This window comes from Micromonospora sp. Mcm103 (genome assembly GCF_024519755.1).
GTDB classification, from domain to species: domain Bacteria; phylum Actinomycetota; class Actinomycetes; order Mycobacteriales; family Micromonosporaceae; genus Micromonospora; species Micromonospora aurantiaca.
In genome coordinates this window covers 357,073-373,353 of sequence record NZ_JALJRJ010000003.1, presented here as the reverse complement: position 1 = coordinate 373,353, position 16,281 = coordinate 357,073, and the positions used below count along the sequence as shown (strand labels likewise).

Annotated in this window: 19 protein-coding genes; 12 read left to right on the top strand and 7 right to left on the bottom strand. The window is 74.1% G+C overall.

Annotated elements, in window-relative coordinates; translation table 11 throughout:
• The first annotated feature begins 59 nt into the window (after positions 1 to 59).
• The 5 genes from OC439_RS06715 to OC439_RS06695 all read left to right on the top strand — a co-directional run bounded on the left by OC439_RS06715 (position 60) and on the right by OC439_RS06695 (position 3,313).
• Positions 60 to 701 (top strand): DivIVA domain-containing protein, encoded by a 642-nt coding sequence (locus OC439_RS06715; RefSeq protein ID WP_262012674.1) that lies wholly within the window; start codon positions 60 to 62, stop codon positions 699 to 701.
• Positions 698 to 1,198 carry an SRPBCC family protein gene (locus tag OC439_RS06710; RefSeq protein WP_262012673.1) on the top strand — a complete coding sequence of 167 codons (501 nt, stop codon included), beginning with the start codon at positions 698 to 700 and terminating at the stop codon, positions 1,196 to 1,198. Before OC439_RS06715 ends, OC439_RS06710 begins: the two co-directional genes overlap by 4 nt.
• Positions 1,199 to 1,249: 51 nt before the next feature.
• The gene (locus OC439_RS06705) at positions 1,250 to 1,834 is read left to right on the top strand and encodes a DNA-3-methyladenine glycosylase I (RefSeq protein WP_194798741.1); all 585 of its coding nucleotides are present in this window, start codon (positions 1,250 to 1,252) and stop codon (positions 1,832 to 1,834) included.
• Between the two features lie 36 nt (positions 1,835 to 1,870).
• Entirely contained in the window at positions 1,871 to 2,494 is a 624-nt protein-coding gene (locus OC439_RS06700) for a hypothetical protein (protein ID WP_262012672.1), read from the top strand.
• A 66-nt stretch (positions 2,495 to 2,560) separates the two neighbouring features.
• Entirely contained in the window at positions 2,561 to 3,313 is a 753-nt protein-coding gene (locus tag OC439_RS06695) for an SDR family NAD(P)-dependent oxidoreductase (protein WP_262012671.1), read from the top strand.
• A 28-nt stretch (positions 3,314 to 3,341) separates the two neighbouring features.
• Here the strand turns inward: OC439_RS06695 and OC439_RS06690 are convergent, their stop codons facing one another.
• Complete coding sequence (locus tag OC439_RS06690; protein WP_194798738.1) at positions 3,342 to 4,133, bottom strand: enoyl-CoA hydratase/isomerase family protein; 792 nt, start codon at positions 4,131 to 4,133, stop codon at positions 3,342 to 3,344.
• A 3-nt stretch (positions 4,134 to 4,136) separates the two neighbouring features.
• Positions 4,137 to 4,955, bottom strand: a complete 819-nt coding sequence (locus tag OC439_RS06685) for a PaaX family transcriptional regulator C-terminal domain-containing protein (RefSeq protein ID WP_135243178.1) — start codon at positions 4,953 to 4,955, stop codon at positions 4,137 to 4,139.
• A gap of 190 nt (positions 4,956 to 5,145) precedes the next feature.
• Between OC439_RS06685 and OC439_RS06680 the strand changes: the two genes are divergently transcribed.
• Both OC439_RS06680 and OC439_RS06675 read left to right on the top strand, forming a co-directional pair.
• The gene (locus OC439_RS06680; RefSeq protein WP_013283866.1) at positions 5,146 to 5,313 is read left to right on the top strand and encodes a DUF3117 domain-containing protein; all 168 of its coding nucleotides are present in this window, start codon (positions 5,146 to 5,148) and stop codon (positions 5,311 to 5,313) included.
• Between the two features lie 145 nt (positions 5,314 to 5,458).
• Positions 5,459 to 6,967, top strand: a complete 1,509-nt coding sequence (locus OC439_RS06675; protein ID WP_262012670.1) for a leucyl aminopeptidase family protein — start codon at positions 5,459 to 5,461, stop codon at positions 6,965 to 6,967.
• Positions 6,968 to 7,032: 65 nt separating this feature from the next.
• Here OC439_RS06675 and OC439_RS06670 read toward each other — a convergent pair whose 3' ends face one another.
• Positions 7,033 to 7,683: an O-methyltransferase gene (locus OC439_RS06670; protein WP_082171245.1), complete on the bottom strand. Its 651-nt coding sequence runs from the start codon at positions 7,681 to 7,683 to the stop codon at positions 7,033 to 7,035.
• 212 nt (positions 7,684 to 7,895) lie between these two features.
• On the opposite strand from OC439_RS06670, the gene OC439_RS06665 reads away from it, so the two are divergent.
• Together OC439_RS06665 and OC439_RS06660 are read left to right on the top strand one after the other, a co-directional pair.
• Positions 7,896 to 9,200 (top strand): S1C family serine protease, encoded by a 1,305-nt coding sequence (locus tag OC439_RS06665; RefSeq protein ID WP_262012669.1) that lies wholly within the window; start codon positions 7,896 to 7,898, stop codon positions 9,198 to 9,200.
• Positions 9,201 to 9,272: 72 nt separating this feature from the next.
• On the top strand, positions 9,273 to 9,689 hold the full coding sequence (locus OC439_RS06660; protein WP_135243181.1) for a preprotein translocase subunit TatB: 417 nt from the start codon (positions 9,273 to 9,275) through the stop codon (positions 9,687 to 9,689).
• A 177-nt stretch (positions 9,690 to 9,866) separates the two neighbouring features.
• On the opposite strand, the gene OC439_RS06655 is transcribed toward OC439_RS06660, so the two are convergent.
• The 3 genes from OC439_RS06655 to OC439_RS06645 all read right to left on the bottom strand — a co-directional run bounded on the left by OC439_RS06655 (position 9,867) and on the right by OC439_RS06645 (position 12,976).
• Positions 9,867 to 11,015 (bottom strand): Mrp/NBP35 family ATP-binding protein, encoded by a 1,149-nt coding sequence (locus OC439_RS06655; RefSeq protein WP_013473894.1) that lies wholly within the window; start codon positions 11,013 to 11,015, stop codon positions 9,867 to 9,869.
• 73 nt (positions 11,016 to 11,088) lie between these two features.
• On the bottom strand, positions 11,089 to 11,697 hold the full coding sequence (locus OC439_RS06650) for a DUF1003 domain-containing protein (protein ID WP_262012668.1): 609 nt from the start codon (positions 11,695 to 11,697) through the stop codon (positions 11,089 to 11,091).
• A complete protein-coding gene (locus OC439_RS06645) occupies positions 11,690 to 12,976 on the bottom strand; it encodes a magnesium transporter MgtE N-terminal domain-containing protein (protein WP_262012667.1) in 1,287 nt (428 codons plus the stop codon). Before OC439_RS06645 ends, OC439_RS06650 begins: the two co-directional genes overlap by 8 nt.
• Before the next feature lie 33 nt (positions 12,977 to 13,009).
• Here OC439_RS06645 and OC439_RS06640 point away from each other — a divergent pair, with 33 nt between their 5' ends.
• Positions 13,010 to 13,879 carry a PhzF family phenazine biosynthesis protein gene (locus OC439_RS06640; RefSeq protein ID WP_145823274.1) on the top strand — a complete coding sequence of 290 codons (870 nt, stop codon included), beginning with the start codon at positions 13,010 to 13,012 and terminating at the stop codon, positions 13,877 to 13,879.
• 10 nt (positions 13,880 to 13,889) lie between these two features.
• Positions 13,890 to 14,423, top strand: a complete 534-nt coding sequence (locus OC439_RS06635; RefSeq protein WP_262012666.1) for a hypothetical protein — start codon at positions 13,890 to 13,892, stop codon at positions 14,421 to 14,423.
• A gap of 21 nt (positions 14,424 to 14,444) precedes the next feature.
• On the opposite strand, the gene OC439_RS06630 is transcribed toward OC439_RS06635, so the two are convergent.
• Positions 14,445 to 15,140 (bottom strand): HAD family hydrolase, encoded by a 696-nt coding sequence (locus tag OC439_RS06630; protein ID WP_262012665.1) that lies wholly within the window; start codon positions 15,138 to 15,140, stop codon positions 14,445 to 14,447.
• A 108-nt stretch (positions 15,141 to 15,248) separates the two neighbouring features.
• Here OC439_RS06630 and OC439_RS06625 point away from each other — a divergent pair, with 108 nt between their 5' ends.
• Positions 15,249 to 16,241 (top strand): DMT family transporter, encoded by a 993-nt coding sequence (locus tag OC439_RS06625; protein ID WP_262012664.1) that lies wholly within the window; start codon positions 15,249 to 15,251, stop codon positions 16,239 to 16,241.
• The last annotated feature ends 40 nt before the right edge of the window (positions 16,242 to 16,281 follow it).

Genomic DNA, 16,281 nt, shown 5'->3' with positions numbered 1-16,281 from the left:
TACCGACCGGACGTCCCGGAGGGCTCGCCCGATCCCGGCCCGCATGCCACGATCTGTGCATGGGTGAGGTTCTGCTCCTCTTGGTCGTCGCGCTGACCGTCGCGGCTGTGGTGTTCGGGGTGACGGTGCTGGTCTCCGGCAAGGATCCGGGCCTCACACCGGCGGAGCCGGACGGGCGGGCCGTGCCCCTGCCCGGCAGCCGTCCGCTCGACGAGTCGGACGTGTCCGACGTCCGCTTCGACACGGCGCTGCGCGGCTACCGGATGAGCCAGGTCGACGCGGCCCTGCGCCGGGCGGCGTACGACATCGGCTACAAGACCGAGCTGATCGGCGTCCTGGAGGCCGAGAACGCGGCCCTGCGGGACGGCCGTACCGAGGACGCCGACGCGCTGCGCCGGGCGCGCGAGGAGGCCGCCGCGACCCGCCCCGAGACCGAGCAGGCGCCCGACCCGTCCACCCCCGAGCCGGTGGTGATCGACCTGTCCGCGCCGGAGCAGCCGGCCCGTACCGACACCGACCGGCAGTCGGGCCGGACCGACACCGACGCGCAGCCGGGACGCGCCCCGGCCGAGGCGGGCGTGGCGGAGGCCCCCGCCGCCGCGGCGACCGAGGACACCGTCTCCCCGGCGAACGGGATCGCGGCCGGCCCGGCCGACGACGACCGGGAGCGCGGTTCGGTGGTCCGCTCGGAGTCGGCGTGACCGGCACCGGCAGACCGGCCGACGACTTCACCGAGGCGTCCCGCCGGGGTGCCGCCGAGGTCACCGCCACGGTGATCGTCGAGGCGCCGGCCGACCGGGTGTTCGCCGCGCTCACCGCGTGGGAGCGGCAGTCGGACTGGATCCCGCTGACCCGGGTCCGGGTGGTGGAGGGCGACGGCGGCGAGGGCAGCCTGGTCGAGGCGGTCACCGCGCTCGGCCCGGCCGTGCTCCGCGACGAGATGCGTGTGGTCCGGGTCGACGCGCCGTACGAGGTCGGGGTGGTGCACTGCGGCAAGCTGCTGCGCGGCCCCGGCGTGCTGCGCTGCACCCCGATGGACCGCGACCGCACGCAGGTGGTCTGGCACGAGTGGTTCCACCTGCCGGGCGGGAAGGCCGGTCGGGTGGCGTGGCCGGTGCTCTGGCCCGGCTCGAAGTTCAGCCTCACCCAGGCGCTGAAGAAGTTCGCCCGGCTGGTCGAGCAGGGCCGCCTGCCCTGACCGGCGGTCGGCGCGGCAGGGCTGTCGGTGGCCCGGCCTATCGTGGACGCCGTGACTGACCTGGTGACCGGTGCGGACGGGCTGCCGCGCTGCGCGTGGGGGGCGAGCACCCCCGACTACGCCGTCTACCACGACGAGGAGTGGGGCCGGCCGCTGCGCGGCGACGACGCGCTCTACGAGCGGCTGACGCTGGAGGCGTTCCAGTCCGGCCTGTCCTGGCTGACCATCCTGCGCAAACGGCAGGCGTTCCGGGACGCCTTCGCCGGCTTCCGGATCGACTCGGTGGCCCGCTACGGCGAGACCGACGTGACCCGGCTGATGGCCGACGCCGGCATCGTCCGCAACCGGGCCAAGATCGAGGCGGCGATCGCCAACGCCCGGGCCGCGTCGGAGCTGCCCGAGGGCCTGTCCGCGCTGCTCTGGTCGTTCGCGCCCCCGCCCCGGGCCGCGCGTCCCCGGTCCTTCGCCGAGGTGCCGGCCACCAGCCCCGAGTCCGTGGCGATGGCCAAGGCGCTCAAGAAGCGGGGCTTCCGGTTCGTCGGCCCCACGACCGCCTACGCGCTGATGCAGGCCACCGGCATGGTCGACGACCACCTGGCCGAGTGCCACGTGAGCGGTGACCGGGCCGGGGTGTGACGGAGCGCGCCACCTCCGGCGTGATGGGATTGGGGCATGACCGACACCGAGCCGCGTACGAGCGGGACGACAGACGGTGCGACCACTACCGGCGCCTGGGCGGTGCTGCTGCCCGCCGAGCGCTTCGAGGCCGAGCGGCTGGTGCACCACGACCTGCTGGAGCTGACCGGGTTGTCCGAGGCGGCCCGCCCCCGGCCCGGCGACCGGGTGGCGGTGCTGGTCGACGAGCCGCTGCGGCTGGTCGCGCTCGGCCGGGTGGCGCCCGCGTCGTCCGAGACCGCTGAGGACCCGGACGACCCGCAGTCCGACGCGGTGGCCGGGCCGCTCGTGGTCACGTACACCCGGCGGGTGCTGGACGAGCCGGTGCCGGTCGACGGCCCGGCGCCGGACGGTCCGGTCGTGGCGCTCGACCCGGCCCGCTGGCGGTCGCTGGCCGACCGGCTCGGCCCGCCGCCCGCCCGCAGCACCTGGCTGGTCAGCCTGGACCTGCCGATCGAGGCCGCGTCGCGCGCCGAGGCGGTCCGGATCTTCTGGTCCTACGTGCAGGAGCTGGGCCCGCGGGAGCTGCCGGCGTTCGTCTCGCCGTACGGCGACGAGCTGGCCATGCAGGCGTTCGTGCTCGGCGTCGAGGCCAACCAGGATCCGGAAGAGGACGACTGACCTCCCGCCGCGCGCGGTAGCGTCCGGGAAGGGGCCGGCGCCGGCCGGCGTGGTGGAGGGGGTGCCATGCGGTTCCGGGACAAGGTCGTGCTGGTGACCGGTGGGGCGTCCGGCCTGGGCGAGGCGACGGCACGCCGGTTCGCCGCCGAGGGCGGCAAGCTGGTGATCGCCGACATCAACACCGAGGGCGCCGAGCGGGTGGCGGCGAGCCTGCCGGACGCGCTCGCGGTGACCATGGACACCGGCGACGCCGCCTCGGTCGAGCGCGGCATCGCCGAGGCGGTCGGCCGGTACGGCCGGCTCGACGTCGTCTTCAACAACGCCGGCATCGACGGGCAGCAGCAGGCGCTGCACGAGATGGACCTGGCGAACTGGGAGAAGGTCCGCCGGATCAACGGCGACGGGGTGTTCTACGTGCTGCGGTACGCCATCGACGCGATGCTGCGTACCGGCGGCGGCGCGATCGTCAACACCTCGTCGACTGCCGGGCTGACCGCGCAGGACAACATCTCGCCGTACACGTTCACCAAGGCCGGCATCGTCGGGCTGACCCGTTCCGCGGCGGTCGAGTACGCCGCCCGGGGGATCCGCGTGAACGCGGTCGCCCCGACCGTGGTGATGACCCCGCTCGTGGAGCACTTCATCGAGAACGCGCCGGACCCGGAGCAGATGCGCCGGCAGATGGAGTCGTTCAACCCGAAGCCCGGCATCCCCACCGCTGACGACGTGGCGGGCGTGGTCCTGTTCCTCGCCTCCGACGACGCGGCCTGGGTCACCGGGCACACCATCCCGATCGACGGCGGCTACGTGGCCCGCTGAGCGGGTGCACGACGCGTTCCCGGTGCGGTCAGCGCCCCTCGAAGACCGGCTTCTGCTTGGCGACGAACGCCGCCGTGGCGGCCCGGTGGTCGGCGGTGGCGCCGCAGATCGCCTGCGCCTGCGCCTCGGCGGCCAGCGCGTCGGCGAGCGTGCCCGCGTCGGCGATGGAGAGCTGACGCTTGATCGCCCCGTACGCCACGGTCGGCCCGGCGGCGAGCCGGGCGGCCAGCTCCTGCGCGGTCGGGAGCACCTGCTCGTCGTCGTCCACCAGCCTGGTCAGCAGGCCCAGCCGGCAGGCGTCGTCGGCGCCCACCGGCTCGGCGAGCATCAGCAGCTCGACGGCCTTGGCGTGACCGACCAGCCGGGGCAGCGTCCAGGAGGCGCCGGTGTCGGCCGCGAGGCCCACGCCGGCGAACGCCATCAGGAACCGGGTCTTCGGGCCGCCGATACGGAAGTCGGCCAGGAACGCCAGCGAGGCGCCGGCCCCGGCGGCCATCCCGCGTACCGCGGCGACGACCGGCTTGGGCAGGTTGGCCAGCCGGGCGGCGATCGGGTTGTAGTGCGCCCGGACCGTGGCCAGCGGGTCGGCGTCCGAGGTCTCCAGCGTCCGCACGTGCTCGCGGAGGTCCTGCCCGGCGCTGAACGAGCCGCCCGCGCCGGCGAGCACGACCGCCCGGCAGGACCTGTCGGTCTCCAGTTCGGCCAGCGTGTCCCGGAGCGCCTCCTTGAGCGCCACGTCGAGCGAGTTCATCGCCGTGGGGCGGTTCAGCGTCAGGGTGACGACGGCGTCGGTGCGGTCGACGAGCAGCGGCTCGGTCACGTTCTAACGACCCTTCTGTCGGGCGAGGCGGTTGCCGGCGTCGAGGCACTGCTCGACGTACCGGTCGGCGGCCGGCCGGAGCCGGGCCGCGTGCCGGTCGAAGAAACTGGCCGCGCTGGTGCCCGGCCAGCGCTCGGGCAGCAGTGCCGGGGGCAGTTGCGGATCCCGGAACAGGAACGTACGCCACGCGTGCACGAGCCGGAAACGGGCCGCGTACGCGTCCTCGTCGCTGCTGCGCACCGTGACGCCGGAGAGCAGCGGCTTCTGCTCGGCCACGAAGCGTTCGTACGCCCGCCCGATCTCGGTCAGGTCCCACGCGCGGCGGACCACGCCCATGGCGCCGGGTGTGCCGGCCGCGTGGGCGGCGGTGAACCGCTCGTAGCGCACGCCCGCCTCGTCGAGCAGCAGGTCGACGTCCTCACCCGGGCGGGTGGCCACCCAGGTGCAGTCGTCGAGCGTGCCGTAGCCGAGGAAGGCGAGGTTCGCGGCGAGCCGCTGCCGGTCCCGGCGGGAGGAGGGTGCGGTGAGCACCAGGAGATCGAACCGCCCGTCCCAGCTGTGCCGCCCGGTCCGGTAGATCCGGGACGCCGCCTCGTCGAGTCGACGAGCCGCCTTCGGGGTGATCGAATATCCCGGTCCGGACGCGAGCCGGAGTGGTTCCAGCCAGCCCTGGCGGACCATCCGGGAGACCGCGGTGCGTACCGCCGGTGGGGCGATCCCGAGCGGGGCGAGCAGCTTGACCAGGGCGGCGACCGGTGCGCGGCCACCCCGGGCCCGGAGGTGGTCGCCGTACAGGTCGAAGAGTGCCGACCGTGCCTGCATGACCGCACATTGTGACAGGCCTATCCAAGATAAGCTAGATGCTGTTACATCAATGCTGCTTCGGTTTGGGTCCGGCGGTGTTCATCAGGGAAAATCGTTGGTCGAGCCTTCCGCGATGGTTGCGGATGGCGATGGCGAAGTGGCTGTGGGGCAACTCACCGACCCTGGTGTAGGTCTGAGGGGAGACAACATGGCGGCGATGAAGCCGCGGACGGGCGACGGTCCGCTGGAAGTCACCAAGGAGGGCCGGGGCATCGTCATGCGAGTCCCGCTGGAGGGTGGTGGCCGGCTCGTCGTCGAGATGACTCCCGACGAGGCCACCGCGCTCGGTGACGCGCTGAAGGCGGCCGCGGGCTGATTCGAGGAGTGTCCCGCACGGCGTCCGCCGTGCGGGCGGTTCGTCCTACCCTGAGCCACCGGCGTGCCCGGTGGCTCAGGGTCTTTCCTCGGCAGGCGCGTGGTGAAATGTGCCTGTTCAACCCATTTCGGAGGTACGGTCCAGCGTGCTGGTCATTCGTCTGGTGAGCGGGCCCGCGGGGCCCGACGCTCTCGTCCTGCCCGTCCGTCCCGGAGGGCCGGACTCCCCGGACTCGCCGGGCTCCCTGACCTCGCCGGACTCCACCGCCTCGCCGGAACCCGGACTGGTCCCGACCGCCGTGCCGATCGGCGACGACGTCCGGGCCGAGGCCGCCGCCGTACTCCCCGCCACCCGGCTCACCGGCGCGGCCGGTGAGGTACGCGAGCACCTGCGCCCCGGTGGCTCCCCGGCACGGCTGTGGCTGCTCGGCGTCGGCGACGGCGACGAGCGCGACTGGCGTACCGCGGGTGCGGCGCTGGCCCGCGCGGCGAAGGATGAGACGCAGATCACCATCGCGCTTCCCGCCGACGCGACGGCGGCGTTGCGTGGCCTCGCCGAGGGGCTGCTGCTCGGCTCGTACCGCTTCCGCCTCACCGAGGCCGGCAAGCGGCCCGCCCTGGCCGAGGTGTCGGTGCTCGTCGACGACCCGGACGCGCTCGCCGGCACGCTCGACGCCGCCCGGGCGACCGCCGAGACGACCCGGCTCGCCCGGGACCTGACGAACATGCCCTCGTCCACCAAGAACCCGGAGTGGTTCGCCGCCCAGGTGGCCGAGGTCGCGTCCGGGCGTCCCGGCCTGCACCTGCGGGTACGCGGCCCGGAGGAGCTGGCGGCCGAGGGCTTCGGCGGTCTGCTGGCCGTCGGCGGCGGCTCCGCGAGCGGCCCGCGCCTGGTGGAGCTGGACTGGCGGCCCGACGGCGCGCGGACCCATGTGGTGCTCGTCGGCAAGGGCATCACGTTCGACACCGGCGGCATCTCGATCAAGCCGGTGCCGGCCATGAAGCTCATGCGCAAGGACATGGCCGGTGCCGCCGCGGTGATCGCCGCGACGCTCGGCGCCGCCGACCTGGGCCTGCCGGTCCGGGTCACCACGCTCGCCCCCCTCGCCGAGAACTCGGTCAGCGGCTCGGCGTTCCGCCCCGGTGACGTGATCCGGCACTACGGCGGGCTGACCAGCGAGAGCACCAACTCCGACGCCGAGGGCCGGCTGGTGCTCGCCGACGCGCTGGCGTACGCGGTCCGCGAGCTGAAGCCCGACCTGCTGATCGACCTGGCGACGCTGACCGGCGCGAACGCCGTGGCCCTGGGCAAGCGGCACGCCGCGCTCTACAGCGAGAACGACGCGCTCGCGACCGGCCTGCTCGACGCGATCACCGCGGCCGGCGAGCGGGCCTGGCGGATGCCGCTCGCCGACGACTACGTGGAATACCTGGCCAGCGAGATCGCGGACCTGCACAGCTCCCCGGCGCAGGGCGCCGGCTCGGTGGTCGCCGCGCTGTTCCTGCGGGAGTTCACCGGCGACCTGCGGGACCGGTGGGCGCACCTGGACATGTCCGCGCCGTCGTGGTCCGACGACACGCACGGCGAACTGGTCAAGGGCGCCACCGGCTGGGGTGTGCGCGGGCTGCTGCGCTGGCTGGCGACGCTGGGCTGAGTCAGGCGTGCAGGGCACGCTGGGCTGAGTCAGGCGTGCAGGGCACGCTGGGCTGATCAGCCTCGTCAGGCCTTCACGGCGGCGAGCAGGCCGTGGCCGACCGGCAGCAGCGCGGGCACCCAGTGCTCCGACTCGCGGATCGCCTTGATGGTCTCCCGCACGGTGACCGTCTCGGCGTCCCGCGCGGCCGGGTCACCGATCCGGCCGGCCGCCAGCGCGCCGTTGAGCGCGAGCACCCCGCCGGGGCGCAGCAGCCGCAGCGCCGCGTCCACGTACGCGGCGAAGCCGGTCGCCACCGCGTCCACGAAGACCAGGTCGTAGGCGCCGTCCGCGAGCCGCGGCAGCACGTCGAGGGCCCGGCCGGTGATGATCCGGGTACGCCCCGACGGAAAGCCCGCCTCCTGGAACAGCCGCCGGGCGATGCGCTGGTATTCGACCTCGACGTCGATCGTGGTGAGCACACCGTCGGGGCGCATGCCGCGCAGCAGCCACACGCCACTCACCCCGGTGCCGGTGCCGATCTCCACCACCGCCCGGGCGTTGCCGGCGGCGGCGAGCAGCCGCAGCGCGGCACCCGACCCGGGCGTGACCGCCTCCACCCCCACCTCGTGGGCGAGGGCGCGGGCCGTGCGCAGCACGAGATCCTCGGTGACGAAAGACTCGGCGAAGTGGAGCGCCTGGGCCGTCGAACTGCCGTGACCGGCGACCGTGGCGATGGGACACCTCCGAGGGGCGGACTGGTGCGAGGGGCGGTATGCACTGTGAGCGTAGAGGCGGGCCGGTAGCGGCGCAGCCGCGAGTCCGCCGTGGAGTGCTCACGGAGGGCAACCCCTGACCCCGTTCGCGTCATCCGTGTAATCCTGGATGGGTCCCGCGCGTCACTGTCGTCCGGCTCCGCCGGCCGCCGGCGCGGGGCCAGCGGGACGAAGTGGGAGGCACCGACGTGACCGACGGCTGGGACTGGCGGCGGCCCGGCGGATCGCCGGTGCCGGGTGGGCCGGCGTCCGGACGACCGCCGCAGGACGCGTCGGGTCAGGCGGCGTCGCCGTGGTGGTCCGACGCGCTGGCCGACCCCTGGCGCGACCCGTACGCGCCCGCCGCCGTGGTGGTCCCGGCGGCGCCGGCACCGGGGGCGGGGGAGCCGGAACCGGTCACCGACCCGGACCTGCCGGCCCGGCCGGGGATGCGCCAGGTGGTGCTGATCTCCCTGGTCACGGCCCTGCTGGCCGGTTCGCTGGGCAGCGCCCTGACGTACGCCTTCCTGCGCGGCGGTGACGTGCCGACGATCGGCGCGCAGTCCGGGCAGGCCCCGGCGCTGGCCCAGCGCAAGCCCGAGTCGCTGGCCGGGGTGGCCGAGCGGGTCCTGCCCAGCGTGGTCACCATCCGGGTGGTCAGCCTCGGCGGCACCAGCGAGGGCTCCGGCTTCGTGGTGACCAGCGAGGGCCACATCGTCACCAACGACCACGTGGTCGCCGACGGCCCCGGCAAGGCCACCGTCGTGTTCAACGACGGCAGCACCGCCGCCGGCACCGTGGTCGGGCAGGATCCGGAGTCGGACCTCGCCGTGATCAAGGTCTCGCGCAGCGGGCTGACCCCGGTGCAGTTCGGCGACTCCGACGCGCTCGCCGTCGGTGACCCGGTGCTCGCCATCGGGTCGCCGTTGTCGCTCGCCAACACCGTCACCGCGGGCATCGTGAGCGCGCTGGACCGGACCATGCAGGCCGGCGAGCCGGGCGGGCCGACCCGCTACTACGCGGCGATCCAGACCGACGCCGCCGTCAACCACGGCAACTCGGGCGGCCCGCTGGTGGACGGCGCCGGGCGGGTGGTCGGCGTGAACTCGACGATCAAGTCGCTGGTGGCCGACGGGCAGGAGGCGGGCAACATCGGCCTCGCCTTCGCCATCCCGATCAACCAGGCGAAGCGGATCACCGAGGACATCATCGGCACCGGCAAGGCCCGTCGTACGGTGATCGGCGCCCAGGTGGGCGGCACCGGCGCCACCGGCGGCGGGGTACGCCTCAACGCGGTCGAGCCGGCCGGTCCGGCGGCGGCGGCCGGACTGCGTACCGGGGACGTGGTGCTCCGGCTGGACGGCCATCCGATGACCGATCCGACCGACCTGGTGGCCCTGGTGCGCAAGTACGCGCCCGGTTCCGTGGTGACAGTCGAGTACCGGCGCGGGTCGGCGCGGCAGAACGCGTCGGTGACGCTCGCCGCGGATGCGAAGTGAGGACCCGTCACCCCCTCCCCGATGGTCACCTGACGTGCGTAGTCTGGCCCTGACACGGACGAGGAGGCCGCGGTGTTCGAGAACCTGAACTGGTGGGAGATCGGCGTCCTGCTGCTCCTGGCGCTGTTGATCTTCGGTGATCGGCTGCCCAACGTGATCAGCGACGGCCTCCGCATGGTCCGCAACCTGCGCAACATGGCGCGCAACGCGACCGGTGACCTGAGCCGCGAGCTGGGTACGGACATCCAGCTGGAGGATCTGCACCCCAAGGCGTTCATCCGCAAGCACCTGCTCAGCGAGGACGACGAGCAGGCGATCCGCAAGCCGCTGCAGAGCATGTACGACAACCTGCGCTCGGACGTCACAGGCGTGCACGACGAGCTGAAGGACGTCGCCAAGGCCGCCGACCTGCGTACCCCGAGGGTGGCGACCAGCACCCCCACCCCCGCGCCGCCGGCCCCCCGCCCGTCCTACGACGACGCCACCTGACCGCGCGCCTCCCGCCGATCGTCCCGCTGATCGCACCGTCGATCATGAAGTTGACGGCGCGACACGCCGCCCCGGCGACCGTCAACCTCATGATCGACCCCGGGAACGGGGACGGGACCGCCCCCTCCCGCGTGCGGCGGGAAGGGGCGGTGGGGAGCGGTGGGAGCGGAGGTGGGGTCAGCGGCCGGCCGGCTTGAGGCCCAGGGGCTTGCCGAGCAGCGACTCGCGGCGTACGGCCAGGCGGTCGGCGACCTCGAACAGGGCCTTCGCGGCCGGGGCGTCCGGCTGCGCCAGCACGATCGGCTGACCGGCGTCGCCGCCCTCGCGGACCCGGGTGTCCAGCGGGATCTGCCCCAGCACCGGCACCTGCGCGCCGATCGTGCGGGTCAGCGACTCGGCCACCGCCGCGCCGCCACCGGCCCCGAAGACCTCCATCCGGGAACCGTCCGGCATCTCCAGCCAGGACATGTTCTCGATCACGCCGACCACCCGCTGGTGGGTCTGCAGCGAGATCGCGCCCGCCCGCTCGGCCACCTCGGCGGCGGCCGCCTGCGGCGTGGTGACGACGAGGATCTCCGCGTTCGGCAGCAACTGGGCCACCGAGATCGCGATGTCGCCGGTGCCCGGCGGCAGGTCGAGCAGCAGGACGTCCAGGTCACCCCAGTAGACGTCGGCGAGGAACTGCTGAAGCGCCCGGTGCAGCATCGGCCCGCGCCAGACCACTGCGGCGTTGCCGGGGGTGAACATGCCGATCGAGATGACCTTCACGCCGTGCGACTGCGGCGGCATGATCATGTCCTCGACGCGGGTCGGCGCGCCGTCGGCGCCGAGCATCCGCGGCACCGAGTGGCCGTAGATGTCCGCGTCCACCACGCCCACCGACAGGCCGCGCGAGGCCAGTGCGGCGGCCAGGTTGACGGTGACGCTGGACTTGCCGACACCGCCCTTGCCGCTGGCGACCGCGTAGACCCGGGTCCGCGAGCCCGGCTGGGCGAACGGGATCACCGGCTCGGCGGTGGCGCCGCCACCGCGCAGCTTCGACTGGAGCTCCTGGCGCTGCTCCGGGCTCATCACACCGAAGATGATCTCGACACCGCTCACGCCGGGTACCGCGCCCACGGCGGCGGTGATGTCACTGCGCAGCTTGTCCTTCAGCGGGCAGCCGGCCACGGTGAGCAGCAGCTCCACCCGGACCACGCCGTCCTCGCCACGCTCGGCGGACTGGACCATGCCGAGTTCGGTGATCGGCCGGCGGATCTCCGGGTCGTTGACGGTGGCCAGGGCGGCCTGGATCGCGTCGGAGACGGTGCTGACGGGTGCTGACATGCCCGCAATGCTACGTCGCGGGTCATCGGCCACCGCCGCTGGCGGGGGCGGGGTGAGCGATTCGATGACCGGGTCAGCCCTCGTAGCGGCGGTCCCGCGCGTAGTCGCCGTCCAGCTCGTCCCGGGGCTCGTCCAGCGGCTCGCCGCCGCCCGTCCGGCGGCCCTCCCGCTCCTGCTGCCGCCGCTCCAGCTTGCGCCGCCGCTCGGCCGCCTCGTCCAGCTCCTCACCCAGCCGGGTCAGCTCCGAGCGCAGGAAGTCCCGCGTCGCCACCTCACCCATCGCGATCCGCAGCGCGGCTATCTCCCGGGCCAGGTACTCCGTGTCGGCCTTCTGGAGGGTGGCCCGCCGCCGGTCCTCGTCCAGCGCGATCCGGTCCCGGTCCGCCTGCCGGTTCTGCGCGAGCAGGATCAGCGGCGCCGCGTACGACGCCTGCAGGGAGAGGATCAAGGTCAGGAACGTGAAGGTGTACGGGTCGAAGCGCAGATTCGCCGGCGCCAGCGTGTTCCACAGGAACCAGGCCACCAGGATCAGCGTCATGTAGACGAGGAAGTTCGCCGTACCCATGCCCCGGGCGATGCCCTCGGCCCAGCGGCCGAAGGTCTCCGCGTCGACCCGGCGCAGGCGCAGGTTCCGCGGGGTGCGCGGCTGGTCCAGCCGCTCGCCCCGTCGCTGATCACTCATCGTCGCCGTCCCGGGTGCCGTCGTCGGTGGCGGACGAGGGGAAGGCCGCGTCCCGGTCCCGCCAGTCCCGCGGCAGGGAGTGGTCGAGCACGTCGTCCACTGTCACCGCGCCGACCAGGCGGTTGTTCCGGTCCACCACCGGCATGCTCACCATGTCGTACGTCGCCATCCGGCGGGTGATCTCGGGCAGCGGCGTCGACGTCCGCAACGGGTCGATGTCGTTGACCACGATGCCGCCGAGCAGGTCGGCCGGAGGTTCCCGGAGCAACCGCTGGAAATGCACCATACCCAGGTAGCGGCCGGTGGGCGTGGTCAGTGGGGCACGGGTCACGAAGACCTGGGCGGCCACCGCGGGCGAGAGCTGCGGCTCCCGGATCCGGGCCAGCGCCTCGGCCACCGTGGCGTCCGGCGGCAGGATCACCGGCTCCGAGGTCATCACGCTGCCGGCGGTGCCGGAGGCGTAGCGCAGCAGTTGGCGTACCGGGTCGGCCTCGTCCGGCTCCATCAGGTCCAGCAGCACGTCCTGCTCCGGCGGGGGCAGCTCGTTCAGCAGGTCGGCCGCGTCGTCCGGCTCCATCTCCTCCAGCACGTCGGCGGCGCGCTGCCGGTCCAGCGCGGCCAGGATCTCCACCTGGTCGCGCTCGGGCAGCTCACTCAGCACGTCGGCGAGGCGTTCGTCGTCGAGCGCGGCGGCCACCTCGTTGCGCCGGGCGTCGGGCAGATCCTGGAGCGCGTTCGCCAGGTCCGCCGGACGCATGTCCTCCAGGACGGCGAGCAGGTTCGCCGTACCCCGGTTGTCGCCGACCGCGCCCAGCCCGCGGACCCGGTCCCAGTCGACCTGGTGGAGGTGGCCGCGGCGGGTGAGCCGGCCGGTGTGCTCGCGCACGGCGACGCGGCTCAGCGCCCACTCGCCGCCGCGGCTGGACTCCATCGCCACGTCCACCACCGAGCCGGCCTGCCCGCTGTCGAGCTGGACCCGGCGGTCCAGGAGTTCCTGGAGCACCAGCAGCTCGTTCGGGCGCTTCTCGAACCGGCGCAGGTTGAGCGTGCCGCTGCCGAGCACCACCGCGTCCGTGTCGATGGAGGTGATCCGGTTGATGGACAGGAAGATGCGCCGCCGCATCGGCATCTCGGCGACCAGACCGACCACCTCCGGCGGCCGCTGGGTCGCCCGCATCCGGGCCACCGCGTCGCGGACGCGGCCGACCTGGTCGCCGTTCGGGTCGAAAACGGCGACTCCGGCGAGTCGAGCGAGGTAGACCCGGTTCGGCGTGCTCACGGCCACCAGCCTAAGGGCCTAGTCTCTAACAACATGTCGACCTTGGGCTACGAGATCGTGGACGTCTTCACCGACCGCCCGTTCGCCGGCAACCCGCTGGCCGTGGTGTTCGGCGCGGAAGGGCTGGCCACCGAGCAGATGCAGGCGCTCGCGCTGGAGTTCAACCTGTCCGAGACGGTCTTCGTGCTGCCGCCGACGCAGGTGGGCGCCACCTACCGGGCCCGGATCTTCACCCCGGCCGACGAGCTGCCCTTCGCCGGGCACCCGAGCGTCGGTGCCGCGGTGACCGCGAGCCGGCGCGGCGTCTTCGGCGCGGGCCGGATCACCCAGGAGTGCGGCGCCGGCGTCCTGCCGATCGAGGTGACCGCCACCGGCGCGACGCTCACCGGCGGCACGCCCACGCTCGGCCCGGAACTCGACCCGGAGCCGCTGCTGGAGATGGTCGGCCTCACCGGCCCCGACCACGTCGGCCCGCCACCGCGGGTCGCCGGGTGCGGCCTCGAATTCCCCTACCTTCCGGTACGCCCGGACGCGGTGGCCCGGGCACGGTTGAACACGACGGCGGCGCAGCGGTACGGAGTGGAGCACGTCAGCCTCTTCTCCTGGGAGCCCGGTTCGCAAACCGCGCACGCCCGGGTCTTCGTGCCGGGGCTCGGCGTACCGGAGGACCCGGCGACCGGCTCGGCCGCCCTGGGACTGGGCGTGTGGCTGGTCGCCAGCGGCCTGCTGCCCGGCGAGGGCCGCGCGGAGTACACCGTCCGGCAGGGCATCGAGATCAACCGCCCGTCGACGCTCGCCTGCACGGTGACCGCGTCCGGCGGGCTGGCGGTGGGCGCGACCGTCTCCGGCCAGGTCATGCCGGTGGCCCGAGGCGAGATCACCGTCCCCCCGTTCATCGGCTGACCCGCGGGGGATGGGGCAGGATGGCGGGGTGAGTGACGAGGTGGACGAGCGGGTGACGCCGCCGCTCGTGGACGAGGCGGTGAAGAAGGCCGCGGTCTGCTGGGTGAGCACCGCCGGCGGCCCGGCGTACGCGCTGTGGTGCCTGCCGGTGGAGGGCACCCTGCTCGTGGTCACCGGTCCCGGCGAGCAGACCGCGCCCGGGCTGGCCGACAGCGACACGGCCGACGTGACGCTGCGCGGCGACCACGGCGGGCGGATCGTCACCTGGCCGGCGCGGGTGACCCGGCTGCGACCCGGCACCGAGGAGTGGGACACCGTCGCGCCGCTGGTCGCGGCGAAGCGGCTCAACGCCTCCGGCTCCGCCGCCGAGCTGGTGGAGCGGTGGGCGGCGCAGGGGTGCGCGCTCAACCGGCTCGCGCCCGCCGGCACCCCGGTGACCGGCGCCGACCTGCCGGACGGCTCGCTGAGTGAGCAGCCCCGACCGGCCCCTGTGGTGCGGGCCGTCCGCAAGCCGTTCCGCCTGCACCGCGTCCGCCGCCGCTGACGCCGCGTCCGATGGGCCGGGTCAGGCGACGGGGACCGGGGCGAGCAGGTCGAGCACGTCCGTCAGTGAGGTCAGCGACGGCCCGTCGAAGCCGTGGTCGGCGCTCAGGACCACGTGGTCGGCGAGATCCGGCGCGGCCAGCCGGACCGCGCTCAGCCCCGCCCGCTCCGCGCCGGTCAGCTCCTCGCTGTCGCCGTCCCCGACGTAGAGGCAGTCGGCCGGGGACTGGCCGAGCCGGTAACACGCGGCCAGGTAGAGCGCCGGGTCCGGTTTGCAGCGTCCGAGGCGTACCGAGAAGACCTGCGCGTCGAGCAGCGGCGCGACGGCGAGCTGCGGCAGGAACGCCGGCAGTTCGTGCGTGCAGTCGCTGACCAGCCCGGTGCGGACGCCCCGGTGGCGCAACGCGGCGAGCACCGGCACGGCCTCTGCGCGCAGCCGGGTGTCGGCGCGTACGGCCCGGTGCCGGGTGGCGACGGCGGCGCGCACGGTCTCGTCGGACGGGTGGACGCCGAGCCGGGCGCACACCCAGCGCATCGTCGACTCGGCGTTCCCGAAGGAGCCGCTGGCCCGTTCGTAGAAGCTGCTGTCCAGCACCTCCACCAGGGCCTCGGTGGAGCAGCCGAGCATGTCGGCGGTGGCGCGGTGGGCGGCTCCGCGCCGTACGCCGTGAGTCAGGGTGCCGAAGAAGTCGAACAGCACCGCCTGGAATCGGAGCATGAGGGAACGCCTCCGGACGTCGAGGGGGAGGATCACCGGGACGCGCATGATCGTAACGGAGTGCTGACGTTCCGTGTCGGTCGGGTGCCCGTGTGAGGATTACCGTTCGTGCCCACCGTTCCGCATCGCCCGCCGCTCGACGCGCTGACGGTCGGCGCGCTCGCCCTGGCCGTCGCCTCGGTCTCGTCCTCGGCGCCGCTCGTGGCGTTCGCCGCCGCGTCGGCGCTGGCGGTGGCGTTCTGGCGTACCGCGTTGTCGGCGGCGGTCCTCGGCCCGGTCGCGTTGATCCGAAAACGCGCCGAACTCCGCGCGCTGACCGTCGGGCCGGGCCGGCGCGAGGGGCTCTACTGCGTACTCTCCGGGGTCGCCCTTGCCGCCCACTTCGCCACCTGGATGCCGAGCGCGCAGCTCACCTCGGTGGCGGCCGCGACCGCGCTCGGCGCGACGCAGCCGGTGTGGCAGGGGTTGATCGCCCGCGGGCAGGGGCGGCGGCTGCCGAGGGCGGTGTGGGCCGGCATCGGGGTGGCGGTGCTCGGCGCGGTGCTCGCCACCGGCGCCGATTTCGGCGTCTCCGGCCGGGCGTTCGCCGGTGACCTGCTCGCCGTGGTCGGCGGCCTGTTCGCGGCCGTCTACACCGCGTTCGGCGAGCGGGCCCGGGCCAGCATCAGCACCACCACCTACACCACCGTCTGCTACGGCGTCTGCGCGGCGATCCTGCTCGTGGTGTGCCTGGTCGGAGGGGTACGCCTGCACGGCTTCGACGGCCCGACCTGGCTGGCGATCCTCGGCCTGGTGGCGGGCGCCCAACTGCTCGGCCACTCGATGTTCAACTACGCCCTGCACCGGGTCTCGGCGACCACTGTGAGCGTGCTGATCCTGCTGGAGGCGCCCGGCGCGGCGCTGATCGGCTGGGTGTGGCTGGGGCAGTTGCCCCGGCCGCTGGCGCTGCCGGGCCTGGCGCTCCTGCTGGCCGGCGTGGCGGTGGTGGTGCTCGGCGGGGCGCGGGCCGGTCGCCGTGCCGCGCCGGTCGCGGCCCCCGCCGACCCGACCCCGCTCGGCGACGCAGCGCCGGCGCGGCGACCCGGCATCCCGCTCGACTGAGCCGGTCGGGGCGAAGTCGCGCCGTTCCGGCCACCGGGCC

Excerpts from the sequence above, each read along its gene's own strand:
- OC439_RS06715 (WP_262012674.1), top strand. The coding sequence starts at position 60 with ATGGGTGAGGTTCTGCTCCTCTTGGTCGTCGCGCTGACCGTCGCGGCT.
- OC439_RS06700 (WP_262012672.1), top strand. The coding sequence starts at position 1,871 with ATGACCGACACCGAGCCGCGTACGAGCGGGACGACAGACGGTGCGACC.
- OC439_RS06695 (WP_262012671.1), top strand. The coding sequence starts at position 2,561 with ATGCGGTTCCGGGACAAGGTCGTGCTGGTGACCGGTGGGGCGTCCGGC.
- OC439_RS06685 (WP_135243178.1), bottom strand. The coding sequence starts at position 4,955 with ATGCAGGCACGGTCGGCACTCTTCGACCTGTACGGCGACCACCTCCGG.
- OC439_RS06680 (WP_013283866.1), top strand. The coding sequence starts at position 5,146 with ATGGCGGCGATGAAGCCGCGGACGGGCGACGGTCCGCTGGAAGTCACC.
- OC439_RS06655 (WP_013473894.1), bottom strand. The coding sequence starts at position 11,015 with ATGTCAGCACCCGTCAGCACCGTCTCCGACGCGATCCAGGCCGCCCTG.
- OC439_RS06650 (WP_262012668.1), bottom strand. The coding sequence starts at position 11,697 with ATGAGTGATCAGCGACGGGGCGAGCGGCTGGACCAGCCGCGCACCCCG.
- OC439_RS06640 (WP_145823274.1), top strand. The coding sequence starts at position 13,010 with ATGTCGACCTTGGGCTACGAGATCGTGGACGTCTTCACCGACCGCCCG.
- OC439_RS06635 (WP_262012666.1), top strand. The coding sequence starts at position 13,890 with ATGGGGCAGGATGGCGGGGTGAGTGACGAGGTGGACGAGCGGGTGACG.
- OC439_RS06630 (WP_262012665.1), bottom strand. The coding sequence starts at position 15,140 with ATGCTCCGATTCCAGGCGGTGCTGTTCGACTTCTTCGGCACCCTGACT.